22 protein-coding genes and 1 tRNA gene are annotated in these 19,530 nt (G+C 36.9%); 12 read left to right on the top strand and 11 right to left on the bottom strand.

Translation table 11 applies throughout. From position 1 onward, the window contains the following. The first annotated feature begins 7 nt into the window (after positions 1-7). Together SCB73_RS16805 and pheT are read left to right on the top strand one after the other, a co-directional pair. A complete protein-coding gene (locus SCB73_RS16805) occupies positions 8-871 on the top strand; it encodes a bestrophin family protein (RefSeq protein WP_320567351.1) in 864 nt (287 codons plus the stop codon). A gap of 182 nt (positions 872-1,053) precedes the next feature. After that, entirely contained in the window at positions 1,054-3,474 is a 2,421-nt protein-coding gene (pheT, locus tag SCB73_RS16800; protein WP_320567350.1) for a phenylalanine--tRNA ligase subunit beta, read from the top strand. Between the two features lie 53 nt (positions 3,475-3,527). Here pheT and SCB73_RS16795 read toward each other — a convergent pair whose 3' ends face one another. From SCB73_RS16795 to SCB73_RS16765, 7 genes are read right to left on the bottom strand one after another with little or no spacing between them, the layout of a single operon-like run. Then, positions 3,528-4,757, bottom strand: a complete 1,230-nt coding sequence (locus SCB73_RS16795) for a peptidoglycan-binding domain-containing protein (protein WP_320567349.1) — start codon at positions 4,755-4,757, stop codon at positions 3,528-3,530. 5 nt (positions 4,758-4,762) lie between these two features. Continuing rightward, the gene (locus SCB73_RS16790; protein ID WP_320567348.1) at positions 4,763-6,436 is read right to left on the bottom strand and encodes a S8 family serine peptidase; all 1,674 of its coding nucleotides are present in this window, start codon (positions 6,434-6,436) and stop codon (positions 4,763-4,765) included. 11 nt (positions 6,437-6,447) lie between these two features. Next, the gene (locus SCB73_RS16785; RefSeq protein WP_320567347.1) at positions 6,448-6,909 is read right to left on the bottom strand and encodes a hypothetical protein; all 462 of its coding nucleotides are present in this window, start codon (positions 6,907-6,909) and stop codon (positions 6,448-6,450) included. Between the two features lie 5 nt (positions 6,910-6,914). Further along, entirely contained in the window at positions 6,915-7,487 is a 573-nt protein-coding gene (locus tag SCB73_RS16780; RefSeq protein WP_320567346.1) for a hypothetical protein, read from the bottom strand. A gap of 60 nt (positions 7,488-7,547) precedes the next feature. Beyond that, the gene (locus tag SCB73_RS16775) at positions 7,548-8,249 is read right to left on the bottom strand and encodes a hypothetical protein (RefSeq protein ID WP_320567345.1); all 702 of its coding nucleotides are present in this window, start codon (positions 8,247-8,249) and stop codon (positions 7,548-7,550) included. Between the two features lie 18 nt (positions 8,250-8,267). After that, positions 8,268-8,672 (bottom strand): hypothetical protein, encoded by a 405-nt coding sequence (locus tag SCB73_RS16770; protein WP_320567344.1) that lies wholly within the window; start codon positions 8,670-8,672, stop codon positions 8,268-8,270. Between the two features lie 18 nt (positions 8,673-8,690). Next, entirely contained in the window at positions 8,691-9,551 is an 861-nt protein-coding gene (locus SCB73_RS16765) for a hypothetical protein (RefSeq protein WP_320567343.1), read from the bottom strand. 281 nt (positions 9,552-9,832) lie between these two features. Between SCB73_RS16765 and SCB73_RS16760 the strand changes: the two genes are divergently transcribed. The 4 genes from SCB73_RS16760 (at position 9,833) to SCB73_RS16745 (ending at position 12,321) form a co-directional block, all read left to right on the top strand. Then, entirely contained in the window at positions 9,833-10,270 is a 438-nt protein-coding gene (locus SCB73_RS16760; protein ID WP_320567342.1) for a hypothetical protein, read from the top strand. 5 nt (positions 10,271-10,275) lie between these two features. Continuing rightward, positions 10,276-10,923 (top strand): hypothetical protein, encoded by a 648-nt coding sequence (locus tag SCB73_RS16755; protein ID WP_320567341.1) that lies wholly within the window; start codon positions 10,276-10,278, stop codon positions 10,921-10,923. Positions 10,924-11,021: 98 nt separating this feature from the next. Then, positions 11,022-11,687, top strand: a complete 666-nt coding sequence (locus SCB73_RS16750) for a sensor histidine kinase (RefSeq protein ID WP_320567340.1) — start codon at positions 11,022-11,024, stop codon at positions 11,685-11,687. Continuing rightward, on the top strand, positions 11,671-12,321 hold the full coding sequence (locus tag SCB73_RS16745) for a response regulator transcription factor (RefSeq protein WP_320567339.1): 651 nt from the start codon (positions 11,671-11,673) through the stop codon (positions 12,319-12,321). Before SCB73_RS16750 ends, SCB73_RS16745 begins: the two co-directional genes overlap by 17 nt. A gap of 1 nt (position 12,322) precedes the next feature. Here the strand turns inward: SCB73_RS16745 and SCB73_RS16740 are convergent, their stop codons facing one another. Continuing rightward, the gene (locus tag SCB73_RS16740) at positions 12,323-12,835 is read right to left on the bottom strand and encodes an adenine phosphoribosyltransferase (RefSeq protein WP_320570100.1); all 513 of its coding nucleotides are present in this window, start codon (positions 12,833-12,835) and stop codon (positions 12,323-12,325) included. Between the two features lie 111 nt (positions 12,836-12,946). On the opposite strand from SCB73_RS16740, the gene SCB73_RS16735 reads away from it, so the two are divergent. After that, a tRNA-Arg gene (locus tag SCB73_RS16735) sits at positions 12,947-13,020 on the top strand. Positions 13,021-13,256: 236 nt separating this feature from the next. Here the strand turns inward: SCB73_RS16735 and hemA are convergent. The 3 genes from hemA to SCB73_RS16720 form a co-directional block, all read right to left on the bottom strand. Next, a complete protein-coding gene (hemA, locus tag SCB73_RS16730; RefSeq protein ID WP_320567338.1) occupies positions 13,257-14,561 on the bottom strand; it encodes a glutamyl-tRNA reductase in 1,305 nt (434 codons plus the stop codon). Between the two features lie 277 nt (positions 14,562-14,838). Continuing rightward, positions 14,839-15,426, bottom strand: coding sequence for a globin family protein (locus tag SCB73_RS16725; RefSeq protein WP_066034731.1), 588 nt, complete (start codon positions 15,424-15,426; stop codon positions 14,839-14,841). A 19-nt stretch (positions 15,427-15,445) separates the two neighbouring features. After that, a complete protein-coding gene (locus SCB73_RS16720; RefSeq protein ID WP_320567337.1) occupies positions 15,446-15,880 on the bottom strand; it encodes a hypothetical protein in 435 nt (144 codons plus the stop codon). A 312-nt stretch (positions 15,881-16,192) separates the two neighbouring features. Between SCB73_RS16720 and SCB73_RS16715 the strand changes: the two genes are divergently transcribed. From SCB73_RS16715 to SCB73_RS16695, 5 genes are all read left to right on the top strand, one after another. Next, positions 16,193-16,561 carry a hypothetical protein gene (locus SCB73_RS16715; protein WP_132991098.1) on the top strand — a complete coding sequence of 123 codons (369 nt, stop codon included), beginning with the start codon at positions 16,193-16,195 and terminating at the stop codon, positions 16,559-16,561. Between the two features lie 547 nt (positions 16,562-17,108). Next, positions 17,109-17,798, top strand: coding sequence for a VIT1/CCC1 transporter family protein (locus SCB73_RS16710; protein WP_320567336.1), 690 nt, complete (start codon positions 17,109-17,111; stop codon positions 17,796-17,798). A 112-nt stretch (positions 17,799-17,910) separates the two neighbouring features. Continuing rightward, complete coding sequence (locus SCB73_RS16705; protein ID WP_320567335.1) at positions 17,911-18,348, top strand: thioredoxin family protein; 438 nt, start codon at positions 17,911-17,913, stop codon at positions 18,346-18,348. Beyond that, on the top strand, positions 18,332-19,282 hold the full coding sequence (locus SCB73_RS16700) for an FAD:protein FMN transferase (protein ID WP_320567334.1): 951 nt from the start codon (positions 18,332-18,334) through the stop codon (positions 19,280-19,282). Before SCB73_RS16705 ends, SCB73_RS16700 begins: the two co-directional genes overlap by 17 nt. After that, positions 19,279-19,512, top strand: a complete 234-nt coding sequence (locus tag SCB73_RS16695; protein ID WP_132991099.1) for a DUF4266 domain-containing protein — start codon at positions 19,279-19,281, stop codon at positions 19,510-19,512. The genes SCB73_RS16700 and SCB73_RS16695 overlap by 4 nt, the downstream gene beginning before the upstream one ends. Positions 19,513-19,530: the final 18 nt, after the last annotated feature.

Here is a 19,530-nt window from a genome sequence, read left to right as displayed (position 1 = left end):
AATTTAAATGATCGCGTACAATACAAAAGAATGGTTCACATTTATCTTTCATTTTCATAAATCAGACACTATCAGGCAATTATTCCCTGTAATGATTGGCATTGGCATTTATGCCGCAATTGTGGGTTATGTCGAAGTAATTTATTTTGGAATTGATGAAAACCATTATCTTAAAAATATTCCTGTAATGCACGGAATATTAGGATTCGTGATTTCACTTTTATTGGTTTTTAGAACAAATACTGCATACGACCGTTGGTGGGAAGCCCGAAAATTATGGGGCGGTTTAGTCAACAACAGCCGCAACTTTGCGATAAAACTTTCGGCTATTTTAAAAGATGAAAATGACCGAAAGTTTTTCAGAAAGTTTATTCCTGGCTATGCTTCCATCTTATACAAACATTTGAACAACTCTGAAACTGCCAAACAGCTTTTTGAAGACGTTGATTCAGAACTGGATCATCATAAACACAAGCCGAATCAAGTAAAGCAAATGATGTACAACAAGATCAACACTTTGTATGAATCAAAAAAAATCACCGGAGACCAACTTATCATTCTAAATGCCGAATTAGTTGCTTTTACAGACATCTGTGGTGCTTGCGAACGCATAAAAAACACTCCTATCCCCTACTCTTACAGCGCTTTTATAAAGAAATTTATTTTCTTTTATATTATGACATTGCCTTTTGGATATTCTTTGAGCTTAGGATATTATGTAGTTCCTGTAGTCGTTTTTATTTTTTATGTTTTGGCCAGTTTAGAATTAATTGCCGAAGAAATTGAAGATCCTTTTGGTGATGATGAAAATGATTTGCCAATCAAAAAAATATCGGAGAACATCAAAAAACATGTTGAAGAACTGATTTAAACTCCTAAAACAAAAACTGTTTTAAAGTATCATCAAAAACATAGGTCTTTTCAAAATTTAAAGTATTATCCTTAAATTCCGACAAACGCACTAAATTTCGGTTAAAAAACCAAATATTTTTTTTCTTACTCCAATCCGCAATCCTTATATTTGTATCCTTATACAAGAATAATTAAGCTAACATGAAAATATCTTACAACTGGCTAAAACAATTTATTAAAACTGACTGGACTTCAGAACAAACATCAGAACTACTTACTGATTTAGGTTTGGAAGTAGAAGTTGTAGAAAAATACCAATCAATAAAAGGAGGTTTAGCAGGAGTTGTAGTAGGTCACATACTTACTTGCGAAAAACATCCAGATGCAGACCGATTGAAAGTAACATCTGTAAATATTGGCCAAGAAGCGCCTGTACAAATTGTTTGCGGTGCATCAAATGTGGCTGCAGGGCAAAAAGTGCCAGTTGCAACTATTGGAACTGTTTTATACGATAAAGATGGTGCTGAGTTTACCATCAAAAAAGGAAAAATTCGCGGTCAAGAAAGCCACGGAATGATTTGTGCCGAAGACGAATTAGGATTAGGAACAGGTCATGACGGAATTATGGTTCTTGATGATGCGTTAGTTCCTGGAACTCCTGCAGCAGAAGTTTTTAAAATTGTAAATGACGAAGTTTTTGAAATTGGCTTGACTCCAAACCGTGCTGACGCGATGAGCCATTTTGGTACAGCGCGTGATTTGAGAGCGGGAATGCTACAACGCGGCGTAAACGTTGAATTGATTACGCCATCTGTAAGCAATTTTAGAGTGGACATGCGTACGCTAAAAATCGACGTTAATGTCGAAGATTCTCATTTAGCACCAAGATATTGTGGAGTAACCATTTCTGGAATTACGGTTCAAGAATCTCCAGCTTGGCTTCAAGATCGCTTAAAAGCTATTGGACTGACTCCAAAAAACAATATTGTCGATGTTACTAATTATGTTTTGCATGAATTAGGACAACCGCTTCACGCTTTTGACGCTGCAAAAATCAACGGAAAAGTAATCGTAAAAACATTGCCAGAAGGAACAAAATTTGTTACGCTTGATGATGTTGAAAGAACATTACACAAAGAAGATTTGATGATTTGCGACGAAAAAGGACCATTGTGTATTGCAGGTGTTTTTGGTGGAAAAAAATCTGGTGTTACTGACGGAACCACTACAATCTTTTTAGAAAGTGCCTATTTTGATGCCGTTAGTATTCGTAAAACAGCCAAAAGACATCAATTGAACACTGATGCTTCATTTAGATTTGAAAGAGGAATTGATCCAACAATTACAGAATATGCACTAAAACGTGCTGCCCTTTTAATTCAGGAAGTAGCTGGTGGAAAAATAACTTCTGATGTTGTGGAAGTTTATCCTAAAAAGGTGGAAGATTTCTCTGTTTTATTGAATTTCAGCCATGTATATAAAATCATCGGACAGGAAATTTCAAAAGATACGATCAAAAAAATATTAGTTTCTTTAGATATCAAAGTAAACAGCGTTTCTGATTCTGGTTTAGGATTAACAATTCCTGCTTACCGTGTTGACGTGCAACGCGAAATAGATGTTATTGAAGAAATCTTGCGTGTTTATGGATACAATAACATTAATTTTTCTAAAAAATTCAATGCAACTGTAGCAAATTCACCGAGAACGGAAGATTACAAAGTACAAAATGTAATTGCCTCTCAGTTGAATTCTCAAGGTTTCCATGAAATGATGGCAAACTCTTTGACAACCGCGGCATACGCAAAACTTTCGACTTCATTAAAAGAAGAGCATAACGTAACGATGTTAAATCCTTTGAGCAGTGATTTATCAACCATGCGTCAATCTTTGTTATTCTCTGGATTAGAAGCGATTTCATACAATATCAATAGAAAAAATGCCGATTTAAAATTATTTGAATTCGGAAAAACCTATCATAAATACCTGACTGGTTACGAGGAGCACAAACACTTGACTTTATTGATTTCTGGAAACAGAAACAAAGAAAGCTGGACTAATTCTCAAAAAACAACAGATTTCTTTTTATTGAAAGGATATGTAAAAGCCATTTTGGCTCGTTTAGGAATTGACAAAATTTCGAATGCACCAGTGCAATCTGATATTTTTTCAGAAGGAACAGCAATTTGCTACAACAATGATACTTTGGTTGAAATGGGCGTAGTTAAAAAGTCTATATTAAAACACTTCGGAATCAAACAAGATGTCTATTATGCTGATTTCAATTGGGATTTAGTTTTGAAAATCATTACTGGAAAAATTAAATACACTGAAATTCCTAAATATCCTGAAGTACGAAGAGATTTAGCGTTGTTGATTGACCAGAGTACGACTTACGAAAGTATTTTCAACTTGGCAAAACAAACGGAAAAATCACTTTTAAAAGACATCAATTTGTTTGATGTTTATGAAGGAAATAAACTTCCAGAAGGCAAAAAATCGTATGCATTGAGTTTTACCATTCAGGATAACACCAAAACGCTAACCGATGCTCAAATTGACAAAATCATGTTGAAATTGCAACAAACTTTTGAAACAGAACTTGGGGCAACTTTAAGATAAAAGGTTACTTTTTAAATACAAAACCCGACTTTAGTAAGTCGGGTTTTTCTATTTTAAAATGTGACGCGTGTCGCCAATCTCCTCGCTCCTGCCGAGTTTGGATGAATTTCATCTCGCCAATATTCTGAAGAATTTAAAAGCCCGCGGTAATCAATAATTCTGCTTTGAAAACGATAACCGTAATAATTGAAATGATTCTTGATTTGGCACAAAAGAGCATAAAATTTATCTAATAAGCGAATAATAATATACGATCTTAAAATTTCATCGGCAATACCTAAACGATCAAAAACGGGTTTTATCCAAGGTCCAAGTGGCAAATCGACGCCCACAATGGATGGTCTCACACCAAGTTTAAATAACGGATAATCGTAAGTATGCATATAAAAAATAGTATTTGGCGTTGCGTAAGTATTTACAATATTTCCAAAACCTAGATAATTTCGCATAATTGTACTGAAAATTGAACTTAAATTAACCGAATTAAACAGCGCGCGATCAAAAGTATTTGTGTTTAGAAATCGCTTATGTACAATACATTTTTGATACAAATCGTCTCCAGATAAACTTCTGAGTTCTGTCAGCTTTGCTTGATCTGTAAAAAAACTCGGATCGAAAGAAGTTACGCCAGCATTTACTATTCTGCCCAATTGCGGAAAAACATCATTTCCGCCTCCACTGAAATAAATTCGGTCAATGCGATAACCGCTTACATATTGTACAAAATGAGTTCTGTCGGCATACATTTGCGAAGTTGTTTCTCCAAACTTGGCCAAATGCAGACAATTCAAATTCAATCTTTGATTTCGGTCTGTAATGGTATCGTACAAATCCAAAATAGTCGGAACTGGATAATCAAGCCAAGAATCTCCTTCGAAAATGACGTTCAACGTATTTGCATTTCCAGCATTTCTTCTAAAAAGAAAAGAATTAGTCAAAAAAGGCTGATGTAGCGATTCATCTTCTGATTCGGTTATCGAAGCATTCCCCCTATTCAACTGTTTCAAAGTATTGAAACAAGCATCGTCAGGATTGACATTTCCTGTAATTGGAAGATTATTATTAGCTTGAAAATTAAAAATCGAAATAACAGTGCTATCCGTTTGACTATTTGCAATATAGCCATTACTTTGCAGGGGATATCCAAGCGCTTTTAAATAGTTTTGAATCAAGATAACATCTGAAGCATTATTGGTCGCATTTAACCCAACACTACTTCTTAATATCCCTGACATGTTTGCAATATTTTGATTTGCTGTAGTATTTGAAACTATATTTTCCATAATATTTATAGTATTTTATTTGGATTGATGTAACCGTGGCCCGATCTAAAAATTTCAAACTTGCTGTCTTTGAAAAACGCCGGATCACAAGCATCAAAAAGTCTTTTTCGAATTGTTCTAATATCCAGTTGAGGTTCTTTATCCAAAATTTTCAGTACAAGTGATGCTACATAAGGCGCCGCCATACTGCTGCCACTTTTAGATGTAAGCTTGTTTGATGCACGATTCTCTCGGCTAGAAGAAGAGCAAGATGATTTTATCTTATAACCTGGAGCCACCAGTTCAGGTTTCATTCTTCCATCGGCGGTTGGGCCAGAGCTGCTGAAAGATAAAATAGGTTTTGTTTCATCATTCTGGTTATAAGCGCCAACGACAATGCTGTATTTTGAATTGCAAATCGAATTAGTAGTATGTGTTTTGTTTGCAACCGCAGGCAAAAAAATAGACTGTCCGCCATCATCTCTTTCTATATAACAATGATATCGTCCATTGCTTACTTTATTTCCAACCAATTCAACGGTCCAAAACTTCGAATTTAATTTGCCGTTAACCAAAATATTGATCTGGTTTTTGTTGGTATTTGGCTCCTTGCATCTGTGAAGACAAATTCCTACTTCATCACCTTCTTTTACAATAAGCTCATCTTTAAAAGGTGTCGAAGAAAGCAATACCTTTTGATCATCATCATAAATTATGACACTCAAAACATCATCACCATGATACCAAATTTCCATTTCGTTTGGCGTGCGGTCATTTTTTTTGAACATCCACGGAATTTTAATTTTCTGGCCGGTTTTAATGTCTCCATACGTATGCGTATTGCCTTGATGATAATTTCCTGTGCTTTGGACAATCGCAGTTCCTTTTCTGTTTGTCACAATATGATCGATAACCTGCTCCAGCAAGGTAACGCCCATGTGTGCGTCGCCATGACCGCCAAGGCTCATATTGACGACAAGCGCTCGATCAGTTGCGGCTTCTTTTATAAAATGAAGTCCGTCACATCCTTTTACAGAGTCTCCTAATGACAAATTCGATCCGTTGACGTAATTTATTCCCATATCAACGGCAATAATTTTGACATTTGGAGCAAAACTTTTTGGCGCAACCGAACCATTTCCACAAGCAATTCCAAGTACATGCGTACCATGTGTGCCGTTTCCAAATAAATCTGTTTTACCGGGATGATAGCCCAATTTTTTGAAAGGAAACTCATCCAGAAGCGCTTCATTGATCTGAGCTTCAGTGATAATCCGGCCGTAACCGTATCTGTTTCCGTCGTATCGACCCGACTGAATCCAAATTTTCTCGAAGCGTGTCTTGCCATTTTCAATAAAATCAGGATGTGTAAAATCAAAACCAAAATCAATAATTCCAAATACAGCATTTGAAACAGTAGCAGGCAAAATATCGTTCTTTTTATCCAAAATCTGAGTTTCAGGAATTTCTTCAACTGTTTCATCTGCTGGAATAACAGTTGGCGCTTTCAAACTAAATACTTTTTTACTATCGTAGATAGCCTTCAAAAAACGGCGTTTGGTTCGAATGCTTACGATAGTTCCAAATTCTGAAATAATGGTGCAATGATTTGGATAATCTTTTTCCTTTTCTAATCGCATTAACAGTGACAATTCTTCGTCTGGATTGCCATACAATATGATTTTAAGTCTCGGATCCATAAGCCTACATTTTAAGGTTGTAAACGAATGCTACTCAACTTAAAATCGATATCGTATAACTCTGAATTGAGATAATTGAAATACAAAGTCTCTTCCATTAAAGAAGAAAAAATTACATCCAAATCGTTTCCTTGTAAAACAAATTCATTGATTTCAGTGATGTATTGACTGTTTTTAAGATCAATTTTTTCAAGTCCACGAATGAATCTTTGATCTTTATCATCTAATTTAGAAAAATTCGCATCGTTCAAAATTTTTCCAAGCAAATCCAGTGTTTTATCAATCGAAAACATTTTTTTCGGAATTAATTCCTTAAACAACTGCTTCTTTTGTTCTTCTGCTTTTTTTGAAAATTTTAAATTGCTTGCAAAAAGACTCGGACGAATCGAATTGATTTTATCCAAAATCTGGCTTGTCATCTTTTCAATTTTATTCAAATGAACAGTTTCTATGTTTGTGACTGCTGCTTTCATCTTGATTAAGGTTTAGATGATGATTTTGAAGAAACACTTTTAGCAGCTGTGGCAGCATCAGATGTTTTGATGTTTTTTGAGATTTCTTCCAACCTTCTACCAATTTCATCAATCAAGTCGTTTAAACGCTGTTTTTCCTTTTCGAAAGAAGCCAAACCTGAATTCAGTTTTTCTAACTCTGCCTTGCTGATCATCTGAGATGACAAAGTTGAAATTTGTGTTGTCAACTCATTTCTCAGTGTCGCAATTTCGCTTTTTACCGCTTCCATAGTCAACACTTGTCCTGATGAAGCTCCTCCTGAATTTGATTGCGCAGGTGCCCCTTCTGACGTTGTTGCTCCTGACGCAGGTAATCCGGGAGCTTGAGAAGCTGTAGTTGTTGCGTGAGCACTTTTCAAACTTTCGCTTACTGATTTTGCCTTATTATCAATAAATACATAACTTAAAATCGGATTGTCAAACATCATTCCGGTTGCCAATCCTACAGTTTTTATTTCATGATCATCAGCAATATTGTATTGTTTTGCTTTGTTATTGGCCATGATAAAACTAAACATCATATTAAAAAATGGATTCATATTTTCAAAATTTAAAGATTAATAAAAAGGGCAATTGTTGAGCAACTGCCCTATCTCCATTTACTTATTCAACATCATTACCATAGCAATTGGCAACAAGTTGTTGTTGCTGTTAGCATTGTTTTTATCTGTAGCCAATAATACCAATGGCAACATCATATTCATGTTGTCTGATTTACCAGAACCAGAATCTCCCATTGTAGTCATCATTGGCAACAATAATGAAAGCGTCTGATCAACAAAAATTGGGTTTGTACCTTCTTTTGCAGTGATTTTCGCATCTGTTCCTGAACCTGTAATTTGAAGATTTTCAGGTACCAATTTTGGCTGATTCAACAATGATCCCATCATACTCATCATTTGCATGTTTTTCAAAACCTTAGTCTGGTTCTCGCCTTTTCGGGCATCAATTTTTGCAAATTCGGTATGTTTTTGATCTAAAGCAACTAATGCTTTATTTGTTGCCAATGAAGTTTTTTTCAGCTCATTTACTTGATTTGAAATTGCATCCAATGATTTTTTCAATTCGCTTTTTGTCGCGTAATCATTTGCTCTTCCGCTCAAGGATTGACCAAAATTAGATTTTTGTTTTACCGCTGAACTTACATTTGGCCTGATGCTGCGCGTTGATGGTCTGCGGCGTCTTGAAGCTTCATCAAAGCTTTCACCGTAGCTTTCTAATAAATCTTCACTTAAAAGATCCTCTCCTAAAAGATCTTCATTTAATAAATCTTCGTCTAAATAACTTTCAAAATAATTCATAATTATAAGTATTAATGGTTAATTTTTATTGAAATAATGTTTGTTATATTTCTGGATGGCAGGCTGAATATATTTGTTGAAAAGAATAAAATCAGGAACGTTATTTCCAGGCTTTCCAGTTCCAAAACATTCAGGACAATCAATATTTTCCCCAAAACATTCGGTACAGGCGCCAATTGCTTTTGCTAAGTCGTCATTTTGATTTAACTCAAATTCCAGCTGAAATTTTAGCCCTTCGATAATGGTAAAAAGTTTATGGTTGATTTTTTTGAGTTTTTTGATTCTTTCCTCAAGTTCTAAATCAATTTTTGGCGTTTCTTTTTCTTCTTCTGGCTCTTTTTTTTCCATCATAGGTTGCATGAGCTCAAAATATTTAGCCATTTCAGGATTGTGTTCTTTCAAATATTCTAAATAAGCATCCATTTTGATAACTTTTAGGTTTTATAAACTGGCAATAGTGTTTTCAAGTCTATTGATTCTGTTAGGGGTATTTGTGCCCACAAACTGGCCGTATTGATCGATGTAATAATCTTCGGTAGGGATTAAGCCTCCGTTATAATATTCGTATAAAATATTCTCTGTTAGATAGTTAACACTTTCGATTAATTCGGCAAATGAGTGACTTTCGATAGGTGAATTTGGACTGGCAGTTCCAAGACTTTGTTGTGCTTGACCCGCTTGAAATTGCGGATTATTAATTACACCTCCCAACTGATTGTACAATCCTTGAACTCTTGCAATATCCTGTGCGGCTTGAGGGCGCAATTGTACTGGATTATCTTGCACATATTGCTGAATTGCTGGAATTGCAGCTCTACCCGCATTTGCCAAATAACGACCTGTGTCACCTAAAGCTTGTCTAAATGCCGATGGTTGTGCTGGTCGGCGTTGTGGCTGAGGCGTCGGTCTGTAGGGTTGTTGCGGTGCTGGTCGGCGTTGTGGTTGGCGGCTGTTGTCTAAAGCGGCACTTGCAGATCCAGCCAAATTACTAACCAATCCACCTACAGCTCCACCAATCTGTGGCGCGCCAAAATAAGTACCAATCGCAGTTCCTGCAATTGGAGCTAACGTAGATACGCCGCGTAAAACTCCTGAACCAATACTGCTGGCAACATTTCCTAAACTGGACCAAAATCCTTCGGCTTCGCTTTCAGACATTTGATCTACTCGAGACAGTAAAATATTTTCAAGCTCATTTTCGCTTAAATTGGCATATTCTGGCCCTAAAACATATCGTACAGCTTCAAAATAATTGTCTTCGCTGAATGATTCTCCTTGAAAAACTTCATGATATAAACTCATAACTTTTAGTATTACAATTTGCTCTTACTCTATTAACAGGCTTTTCAGATTTCGCCTATCCATTTTGTGCACAAAAGGAACGATGTAAAATTGATTCTTTATAATTTCCTACAAAACAGTACTTTAACCCAAAATTTTAAATAAATTTACCCTTACAAAAAAGGGGATATTTCCCCTTGCCCGCTGTAAGGCTTTAAAATAATTTTGCTCGTACTATTTGATTAAAGCATTAGTTAACAATCAATTAAACCCACAACTATTAAAGACTTAATTTTATCATTATGGAAAGAGAAACTGGAAGACCGACTCAATTAATTACTAGAAAATTTGCAAAAGAATTGCATTCAAATTTCATGAAATACCGAGCCAGCATTATTGCTAAATACATTAAAAAAGAAGATGCAAATGCGGTTTGGTTTTCTGTCGCAGAACTTGAAAAATACATTCATTACATCAAATCCAAAGGTGAAAAGACAGGATATGACGTAAATGGAATCCGTATTTATTTTGGAGTATACCCGGAACAGAAAAAATATGAAGAAAAAGCTGGTTTGATGACCGTTTTTTTACAAGCTACAGGAAAGAAAATCAGAAAGGTGGCTAAAGAAGGAGAAGTACACACTCTTGCTTTAATGATGGAAAATGGAGAAAGCGACATTTCGAGTATTGAACCAATGAATTATGGCAGCATAGGGAGACCACCTGCTTTAGAATACTAAAAAATATGTTTGAATTTTTACGATTTTACACTTTCTATTTAGCTTTATGTTCTGGAATTATTGGATTGCTATGCATGCACAAACTTCCGAACATTAGAGCTAAATTTTTAGTAATTCTAATTTGGTTTTCTGTAGTGATTGAAAGAGTTGGATATTATTTTACAGAATGGACCGGATTATTGAATTACTACGTTTTCAATTTTTATATGCTCGTAAGTTTTTGTGCCTATATATTGCTTTTGCGGAGCTTATTAATAAAAGCAAATCACCGATTAATAGCTCTTTTTTGTTTTTTGTTGTTTATTGTTTCTTACTTTTTGAATATTTTATATTTCAAAGAAGATATAAACCATTCCTATACCTATAGTTTTGCTATTGGTGTTTTATTAATTATGATATTAGCCTGTTTGTATTTGGTCGAAATTTTTAATTCGGATAAAATATTAAACTTTAAAAAATCGGTTTTCTTTTGGTACATATTAGGAATATTGGTTTTTCATGTACCCTTTCTGCCCTTTATGCTTGCACTAAATTGGTTTTTGATCAAACATGATGAATCCATTTTTAGCCTAGTCGTATTTTTATTGAATTTATTAGCACACAGTTGCTATATTATTGGATTTTTATGGAGCGAAAAGAAATACAATTATTAGTCATTTCATTAGGCATTGTTTTTTTAACTTTGCTTATCATCTTGCTCGTTATTTTCTTTTATTTTTTGAAGAAAAAAAACAATTATTTGGTTGAAAAAATGGAATCTGAACTCTATTTTCAAGCCGAATTAATCAAAACCCGAATCGAAATAAAGGATCAAACATTAAGCGAGATCAGCAAAGAGCTTCATGACAATATTGGCCAGATTATCTCTGTAGCCATCATGCAGCTCAATATGTATCACGCAAGCGGCAAACAGCTTCAAGAGCAGGAGCTGAACGATCTTAAAGAAATATTGGCCAAATCATTAGATGAAATCAGGATTTTATCCCGAATCATCAATAAAGATAATTTACTGCAGATCAATTTTATTCAAGCCATACAACTCGATTTAGAGCGAATAAAAAAATTAAAGAAGATTGATTACAAATTCAATCTCACTGGAGAAGCCCCAATTATTAGCCAAGAACACGACTTATTTATCTACCGTATATTCCAGGAAGCACTCCACAATAGTTTAAAACATTCTCGCAGCGATTTATTTGAGGTAAATTGCACTACTACAGCTACCGCTTTTCATTTAGAAATAAAGGATTTCGGAATTGGTTATGATAGTGCTCAAATAAATTCGGGATTGGGTTTAAACAACATGAAGCTAAGAGCCAAACTAATTGGCGCGCAATTAATTATGAATTCATCTCCGTCAGGAACAACTGTAAACTTAGAATATCCCTTAACCAAAAACAATGAAACCGAACACTAGCAAAAAAATAATTATAGTCGATGATCATCAGCTTTTTTCGCAATCATTAGAACTTTTGATCAACAGTTTTAAAGATTTTGAAGTCATTAACCGATTTGAAAACGGGAAAGTTTTTCTTTCGTATCTCAATGATCATCCAGATACAGAAGCCGACTTGATTTTATTAGATGTCAATATGCCCGTTTTAGACGGTTTAAGCACAATGAAATGGCTCAAAGAAAACAAACCTGATTTAAAAGTAATAGCCCTTTCGGTAAATGATGATGAGGAAGTGATTATTAAAATGATTACGAATGGCGCCAAAGGTTATTTGCTGAAAGACACTTCGCCCGAAATTTTTAAAGATGCCCTTACATGTGTCATTGAAAAAGGCTTTTATTTTACCGAATTGGTTTCTGGAATGTTGATTAAAAAAGCCAATAACGAATCAAAAAAAGTAAGTTTAAAGGAAAAAGAAATCGTTTTTATCAAACATGCCTGCACGGAAAAAACGTATAAAGAAATCGCCTCTGAAATGTGTTTAAGCCCAAAAACAATTGATGGCTACAGAGAATGTCTTTTTGACAAACTTGAAATCAAAACTCGTATTGGGCTTGTATTGTACGCAATAAAGAACAAAATTGTTCTGGTCTGAATCAATAAGTCAGCGCTGCAAAAATTGGGTGATCTTTAATTTTTTCTCTTCCATTCAAAAAAGACAATTCCATCAGGAAATTGCATTGTACAATTTCGCCCCCTAATTTTTCTACCAATTCACAAACTGCTTTTGCAGTTCCTCCCGTTGCCAAAACATCATCGTGAATCAATACGCGATCACCTTTTTTTATAGCATCTATATGCATTTCCAAACTATCAAAACCATATTCTAGTTCATACGATGCTGAAATCGTTTCAAATGGAAGCTTTTTTGCTTTTCTCACTGGAACAAAACCTGCATTTAATTCCTGTGCCAATAAAATGCCGAAGAAAAAACCTCGGCTTTCTGCGCCAACTACCTTGTCAATTTTTTGTCCTTTTAGAGAATCAACTAAAATTTTAAGGCAATTTGTTCGCGCTTCGGGGTTATTTAATAAAGGCGTGATATCTTTAAATAAAATTCCTTCTTTAGGAAAGTCCTGAATATCACGTATGTAATTTTCCATGTCTATTTTTTTTTATTTTTATCGAATTTTTCTCTTGTTTATCTCACATTTATGTCTATCTTTGCACCCGCAATAAGCAATCAACAAAGCTACAAAAATTAGCTTAATGATACAAAAGGCCTCGTGGCGCAACTGAATAGCGCATCTGATTACGGCTCAGAAGGTTACAGGTTTGAATCCTGTCGAGGTCACAAAGCCAAATGGCGCCAATTGAAGACAATTGGCGCCATTTTTTTTGTTTATACCAGCACGACGCTGAGCTTATTTTATTTTCGCTTTTTATTTTTTCTGTTTGCTGTTCAATTTCAAAAATAATATCTCACTTTAAAACTGTTTAACAATTCATCATTATTCGTATTTCACGCGCTCATTTTTTCAAATACAGCTGTTGCCCCACTGCCGCGATAGCTCTTTTATTAGTCCATTTTTATGACAGATCGATTTTGTATTTTTCTTCAATTGGTGAAGAAGATTTACCTGGTACAAACTGCCCTATTTGGAATACTTTTTCAATAAATTCAATGCTCTGGTCCAATGACGTATTTTCGTCTTTTAAATGGCTTGCAAAATGGCCTATTAATTTTTGGATAATCCTCGAACTGATCAAATCCATCTGAACTTCATCAAAATTGATTGTTTTCTTCTTTTGAAAAGCAAACTCAGCCGACACAATATCATTCAGTTTGGCTTTTAATGCATGGATGGTTGGTGCGCTTTTTCGGCCATTTACCCATGTATTCAGTTCTGATTTCAGATCCTCAATAATGGCTTCTGTAGCAGGAATATGCTGTTTTCTTCTTTCCAGCGTGTCATCGGCAATTTGAGATAAATGATCCAGATGTATTAAAGTTACACCGGGTATCTCTTCCACATCGGAATCTACATTGCACGGAATGGACAGGTCAAGAATTAATAAGGGTTTATGCAGGGCAAGCGATGTCTTGTCAATAGTGGGGCTTTGTGCTCCTGTAGCCACAACCAGCACATCTGTCCGCTGCAGCTCTTCTTTCAGATTGCAGTAATCCTTTACGATGACATTCAGTCTTCGCGCCAGTAATTCAGCTTTGTGTTTTGTTCTGTTTATAAGGGCAATATGGCTGTTTTTAGTATGCTTTAATAAATTTACGCAGGTATTCCTGCCTATTTTTCCTGTTCCGAAAAGCAAAATATTTTTATTCCCGACATCGGCGACATTTTGGATTATATACTGCACCGATGCAAAAGAAACAGATGCAGCGCCGGAAGAAATTTTTGTCTCTGTCTTAACTTTTTTGCTTGCCTGGATTACAGTATTTACCAAACGTTCCAGAAATGTGTTTGCCAAACCTTTCTCTTTGCTGTGGTTAAAAGCAGTCTTAATCTGGCTGATGATTTCAAAATCACCCAGGATCTGGCTGTCTAAGCCTGTCCCTACCCGGAACATGTGGCTCACGGCTTCGTTATTTTTATAGATGTAGCCAGACTGCTGAAATTCCTCCACGCTGCCTTTTGTATAGCTGCAAAGCAGTTTTATCAGTTCATAGGGATGAGAAGCCCAGCCATAGATTTCAGTCCTGTTGCAGGTGGAAATCACAAGTAATGACTCTATTCCTTCATCTTTAGCCTGCGCCAGCAGTTCAGTCTGTGCTTTAGGGTCCAGGCTGAATTTTCCCCTGATCAGGGCATCTGCTTTTTTATAGCTTAATCCTAAGGCGTAAAAGGTCGTGTTTTGCGACAGCTTAAAATTTTCCATGGGATAACTTTAATTTAAGATTCGACAATTTAGGGAAGTCTGCGTTATAACATCAATTCGCAATGATGTTTTTACAGGTATGCCGATAAACGGCTCCAAGGCAAAGCCGCTGGCAATCATTTCAATCCATGTATCATGATATGGCCAAAGATGGCATAAAAGAAATTTATACTGAAAAGGGGTTTCTTTAGGCAGGCATGCTCATTTTGGAATAAAAAAATGTTTAAAACAAAAACGCCGCCCGCAGAAAAAGGCGGCGTTTTTTTGGGAAGATTACTTATTTTTGGACGATAGGCGTTCTCAATGATTCCAAAACTGCCACAATATCCGTATAGAGTTCTGTGTTTGAGGCAACGCCGTTCGCATTGGCCGCCGCGCCCACATAACCTTCGAATTTTGTATAGTCAGCACTGCTGGATTTTGTTCCCATTCTAGGATTTGTCGCAGGGTTGTGCGCCGCCGCCATGCTCAGGCCCGAATACGTATTTACTGCATTGGTGCCTCCGGTGTTGAATGAAAAGAAATCAGTCAGGTTATCGGATAATTTTGCAATATTTGTAGCCTGGGTTGTTCCGGTTTCGGCCAAAAGGGGTGCAAAATGAGCCTGCAGGTTTCCTGATGCATTGGACTGGATATCGGCAACTATCAATCCGATGGTTGAATTGACCACTTTACGGAAGCTCAAGCGCCCCTGCTCGATCATCTGTCCCGAATTATCAGGATCTGCGACCATTTTAGTGCCTCCCAATCGCTCATATATGGATGCTTTTACAGGAGCCGGAGTCTCATCATCATTGCTGCAGGATGTAAAAACAGCTGCTGAAAGGAATAACACGCTTAAGGCAATTTTAGAATAATTTTTCATAACAATTATATTTAAAGGGTTAATTAAAAAAATGATTGATCTTCTGGGACAACTTATAGCCCAGACTGTTTTGGTCCATAGGACAAACTTCTTTGGAAGCCAGATTTTCAGGCAGTATATAAGGCTGGGCATCATAATGCCTTTTGGCCATCAGCTGCGCATAGACCTTTTTCGAATTTGTGATTCTGTTATTATGGAAATAAACCACTACGTTTCTCTTGATAATGATGGAATCTGAGGTCAGCCCTTTAATGGATCTCAGATCAGCGCAAATCTGTATGGCCTGCGCAGAATCGATAGCTTGCTTGAAATCAATGCGGCTTACCTGCAGGTTTGGAGTGTCATAAACCGCAGGCTTGGCAGTAATGATATGGAAAAGAAGAATTGCCGAAAATAGGACCGTAATTCCCATTGCGATCCAAAGTGCTTTTTTGATGTACTTGTTGATTTTCATACGTGATTTTTATATCGGTTAGATTTAAGATCATATACGGAAACTTTTTTAGGATGGTTTTAACAAGTAAAAAGAAAACTTTAGTTTAGAATTATTTTAAATAGTTTGAATATTTTCCCCAGCATCAGCTATGGGTAAAAACAGCATCCCTCACGCTCTATTTTTTATACAGCCAGTAAAAGTCTTAATCTGAATTTGAATGGATAAAAAAAGTACTTCTTAAAATCTGTAAAATAAATTTTGACGTATATAGGTGAAAAGCATTCCTTGAGATGAAAATCATGTCTGCTTTGTAAACTAAAAAAACACGTTATGAAACTACAAAAAGCATGTTCCGTTTTATTAGCCGCCATAATCCTTGCAGGCTGCTCAAATGATGATTCCTCCGCTCCAATGAACACCACCGCGCCTGCCGGATCAGTAACATATGACAAGGATGTAAAATCAATTATTGACAATAACTGCATTGTCTGCCATGCAGCGGTTCCTACAAACGGTGCCCCTATATCTCTTGTCACATATGCCCAAGTCAAAGATGCTGTTTTAAAACGAAGCCTCATTATCCGAATTTCCCTGGAAAACGGCAATAGTGTGCTGATGCCTAAAGGAGGCCCAAGAATGCCCCAGGAAACTATAGATATAGTCAAGCAATGGGAAAAGGATGGATTATTTGAAAAATGATTTTATCTGCAGGCTTTTTTCAAAAATAATGCAGTCCAGGGAAATTTAGTCGATATATCTCCATAAAAGCCCTGAACTGCTCCATTTGGGTCTGCGTAAAACAGACCGCATGTTTATCCTGCGCCTCAATCCTGTTCCATCTAGTGCCAGTCAGCATTTTCACGCAGTCAGGCAGGCAGGCAGGCAAAACAGGCTAGCCGGGTATATTGAAAGAGCACTTCATAAGGCATTCTTTTTTTGCTGAAATCTCACACAGCAGTAGGAATCTTCCTTTTAATTTTGGGCTAACAAAGAACGATATACAATATAAATATAATTTCCTATTAAATTTAGAATCATTCTAATGGTATTATTCTCATATCCAAAAAGGATTTAAGTTAATTTTATTATGAATTTCAAGCCGGCTAAAATGAGCATTGCTGATAAAGACCATGTGCAGAGAGCCCTTACAGGCATAGATAAAAAAATAAACAGTGTAAAAACAATTTTGGCGGCACGCAGAAAACCTCTGAAGACCGTGACTGGGTAAAACTGCTAAATAAAAATTATGGAATCTGAGGTTCATTATATTAACAGAAGCGGCTGGCTCCGGGCGGCAGTACTTGGAGCCAATGATGGGATACTTTCGACCACCAGTCTTACGATTGGCGTCGCAGCGGCAAGCACAGCCAGAGAGCCTGTTCTGCTTGCTGCAGTTGCTGGACTGGTTGCAGGCGCGCTGTCCATGGCTGCCGGGGAATATGTATCGGTCAGTTCGCAATCAGATGTTGAATCAGCTGATCTCGAAAGGGAAAAATTGGCACTGCAGAATATGCCGCAAGAGGAACTTGAAGAATTAGCGAAGATTTATATACGAAGGGGGCTGAATGAAGAACTGGCTAGGCAGGTGGCCTCAGAATTGATGGCTCATGACGCCCTTGAAGCACATGCAAGGGATGAATTGGGGATCAACGAAATCACGCAGGCCAATCCTCTAGCAGCTGCATTTGCATCGGCGGTATCTTTTATTATTGGAGGTTTTCTTCCCCTGCTGGTAGCATTTTTTGCCCCCATTAAAGACATGATTTTCTGCCAATATGCCTTTTCCATTCTTTTCCTGGCTTTCTCAGGGATTCTTGCCGCTAAGGCGGGAGGCTCAAATATCCTTAAATCAGTCCTTCGGATCTGCATCTGGGGTACTTTTGCTATGGCCGCCTCAGCCCTGGTCGGATATATTTTTGGAGTCCAGACTGCTTAAAACAAGAAAACAAGGCTCAAAATCACCTAAAAAAATTAATCTAATATTAAGAAAATCGAAAAAATAAGATCCATACATATTCGTTATTTCGTATATACCAAAAAAAGAAAAAATGAAATTAATAACTATATTCCTTGCACTGACAATGACGCTTTCCATAAACTGGGAACCTGACTTTAATAATGCAAAAAAAACTGCAAAAGAAAAACACAAATTAATCCTCTTGAATTTCTCGGGTTCTGACTGGTGCGGACCTTGTATCGTGACGCGCAAGAACTATCTAGAAAGCGCAGTTTTTACTGCTATGGCAAATGAAAACTTAGTACTTGTCAATGCTGATTTTCCAAGAAAAAAGAAAAATATTGGAACTCCAGAGCAGGTAAAGCGAAACGAGGATTTAGCCGAAATTTATAATAAGGAAGGAAGTTTTCCTCTTACGCTTCTTTTGGGCGCAGATGGCAAGGTAATCAAAACCTGGCATGGAAAACCGGAAACGACTCCTGATGAGTGGACAGCCGAAATAAAAGCGATCTGTGAGAGCCGAAAATAACATATCTGAAAATAAAAAATATTCCCAGTCCCTAAAACTCATGGGCAACAGCTTTACCATTACGGTTGTCGCACATAATGAGAAAACAGGAAATGAGAATATCAGCCTGGCTATTGAAGAAATCAGGCGGATTGAAAAACTTCTGACTACTTACAAAGAAGACAGCCAGACCAATCTCATAAATGAGAATGCAGGAATCAGGCCAGTTGAAGTCGATCTGGAAGTCTTCAACCTCATCGAAAGGTCCATCGGCATTTCAAAGATCACCCAGGGCGCCTTTGACATTTCCTATGGAAGCATAGACAAAAGCCTTTGGAATTTTGACAGGGCCATGACCAAATTGCCCGATGTGCAGACTGCAAAAAAGATGGTGCATCTGATCGATTACCGAAACATCATCCTTGACAGGGAAAACACGACTGTCTTTCTAAGGGAAAAAGGGATGAGGATAGGTTTTGGAGGAATCGGAAAAGGATATGCCGCCGAAATGGCCAAACAGGTCTTGCTTAAGCGGGGCGTGCAAAGCGGCATCATTAATGCCAGCGGCGACCTTTCTGCTTGGGGGCTGCAACCCGACGGCCGGAAGTGGACAATCGGAGTGGCAGATCCGGACTCTCCCAATGCCGCATTCTCCTACATGGAGATATCCGACAAAGCGGTGGCCACTTCGGGAAACTATGAAAAGTACATAACTATAGACGGCAAAAAATATTCGCATACAATTGACCCAAAAACAGGCCTTCCGATAAGAGGAATAAAAAGCGTCACTATTATTGCCTCAAACGCGGAATTTGCAGATGCCATGGCTACACCCATAGCTGTTATGGGCATCAGGGCTGGATTATTCCTAATAGATCAGATTTCTGATTTATATTGTATTATAATTGACGAGAGCAATAAGATCTACACATCCAAAAACATTAATCTGAAATGAAAAAGCTAACGCAAAAAAATCTCGCATTGTTATGCAGTGCCGCTCTTGCGGGCCTGCTGCTTGGTTCCTGTACCAGTGTAAAGGAATACCAGAAAGGAAAACTCAACGATTCTGAAATGTTGCTTTCGAACAGGAAAATCGAAAAAACGGAACTCAGTTTCCAATCCTACCGAGAAGGAGCTTCCGGGGCAAATGCAGGAAAAAGCGGCGGAGGCTGCGGATGCAATTAATTTTATGCCTTATTAAAG

Origin of the sequence: Flavobacterium sp. KACC 22761, assembly GCF_034058155.1 — a bacterium.
Lineage (GTDB): Bacteria > Bacteroidota > Bacteroidia > Flavobacteriales > Flavobacteriaceae > Flavobacterium.
The sequence above is the reverse complement of the archived record's forward strand: the minus strand, read 5'-3'. Positions and strand labels throughout refer to the sequence as shown.